Source organism: Pelomonas sp. BJYL3, assembly GCF_027257975.1.
GTDB classification, from domain to species: Bacteria; Pseudomonadota; Gammaproteobacteria; order Burkholderiales; family Burkholderiaceae_C; genus Roseateles_B; species Roseateles_B flavus.
Map to the genome: position 1 here is coordinate 1 of NZ_JANZKX010000023.1, position 1985 is coordinate 1985.

Consider the following 1985-nt stretch of genomic DNA (forward strand, 5'->3'; position numbering starts at 1 on the left):
GTATGTGCAACTGGCGGCACTGCCGCTGACGCCCAATGGCAAGGTGGACCGCAAGGCGCTGCCGGCGCCGGCCGATTCGGACTATGCAGCGCGGGGCTACGAGGCACCGCAGGGCGAGGTGGAAGCCACGCTGGCGGCCATCTGGGCCGAGCTGCTGCAGATCGAGCGCGTGGGCCGCCACGACAACTTCTTCGAGCTGGGCGGGCATTCGCTGATGGCGGTCACGCTGGTCGAGCGCATGCGCCAGGCTGGCCTGCACGCCGATGTGCGGGCCCTGTTCCTACAGCCCACGCTGGCCCAGCTGGCCGAGGCCGTGGGAGGAGCCAGCCTGGACGTGGTGGTGCCGCCCAATCTGATCCCCGAGGGCGCGACGTCCATCACGCCGCCGATGCTGACCCTGGTGCAGCTGGACCAGGCCGCCATTGACGGCATCGTGGCCGGCGTGGAAGGCGGTGCGGCCAATGTGCAGGACATCTACCCGCTGGCCCCGCTGCAGGAAGGCATCCTGTTCCATCACCTGATGGAGAAGGAGGGGGACCCCTACCTGCTGCCCAGCCTTTACAGCTTCGCCTCGCGCGAGGCGCTTGAAAGCTTCGCGCAGGCCATCCAGCAGGTCATGGACCGCCACGACGTGCTGCGCACCTCCATTGCATGGGATGGCCTGCCGCAGCCGGTGCAGGTGGTGCATCGCAAGGTGCACCTGCCCTTGAGCTTCGAGACCCTGGATCCCCGGGACGGCGATGTCGCCGAGCAGCTGGAGGCCCGCTACGATCCGCGCCACCTGCGCCTGGACGTAGGCCGGGCGCCACTGCTGCGCTGCCATGCAGCCCACGATCCCTCGAATGGCCGCTGGCTGCTGCGCCTGCTCGCCCATCACCTGGCGATCGACCACACGACGCTGGAACTGCTGGCCAAGGAGGCACAGCTGATCGAGCAGGGGCGGACAGACCTGCTGTCCTCGCCGGCACCGTTCCGCAACTTCGTCGCGCAGGCCAGGTTGGGCGTCAGCCGGGAGGAGCACGAGGCCTTCTTCCGCCAGATGCTGGGAGACATCGATGAGCCCACGGCGCCTTTCGGCCTGCTGGATGTGCAGGGTGATGGCTCGGGAATCGACGAATCCAGCCTGCTCCTCAGTGCCCCGCTTTCCCAGGCGCTTCGCGCGCAGGCGCGCCGACTGGGCCTCAGCGTCGCGACGCTGGTTCACCTGGCCTGGGCGCTGGTGCTGGCCCGGTGCACCGGCCGTCAGGACGTGGTCTTCGGCACGGTGCTCTTTGGACGCATGAGCGCAGGGCAGGAAGCCGATCGTGTCTTCGGCATGTTCATCAACACCTTGCCGGTGCGGCTGCGCATTGACACCCGGGGCATTGCGGAGGCCGCACATCAGGTGCACCAGTTGCTGGCGCAGTTGCTGCGCCATGAACACGCGCCGCTGGCCCTGGCACAGCGTTGCAGCGCGGTGGAGGCCCAGGTGCCGCTGTTCACCTCTCTGCTGAATTTCCGCTACACCCCGCAAAGTGAAGAGAGCGTGGACGAAGCGAGTGCTGCCGCAGAGGGCGACGCGCTGCTGCTGCGTGCAGAGGAACGCACCAACTACCCGCTGACGCTGGCGGTGGACGATCTGGGCGAGGACTTCATGCTGACGGCGCAGGTCCAGGCGTCGGTGGGTGCTGAGCGGGTGTGCGCGCTGATGCACACGGCGCTGCAGGGCATGGTGCAGGCGCTGCAGGATGCGCCGCAGCAGGCGGTGCGGGACGTGGAGGTGCTGCCGGCGGCGGAGCGCGAGCAGGTGCTGGCACTGGGCCGAGGTCCGGAGCGTGAGGCACCGGAGCAGAGCGTGGGTCAGCGCATCTCGGCGCAGGCGCTGCGCACGCCGCAGGCGACGGCGGTGCAGGCGGCGGGTCGGCGGCTGAGCTATGCGGAGCTGGAGTCGCAGACGAACCGGCTGGCGCGGCATCTGCAGGGACTGGGGCTCAAGCCGGACGATC

1 protein-coding gene is annotated in these 1985 nt (G+C 69.0%); it reads left to right on the top strand.

Features of this window, described 5'->3' with window-relative positions; translation table 11 throughout:
* On the top strand, positions 1-1985 hold a 1985-nt coding region (locus O9Y01_RS23115; protein WP_269634007.1), incomplete at both ends, for a condensation domain-containing protein.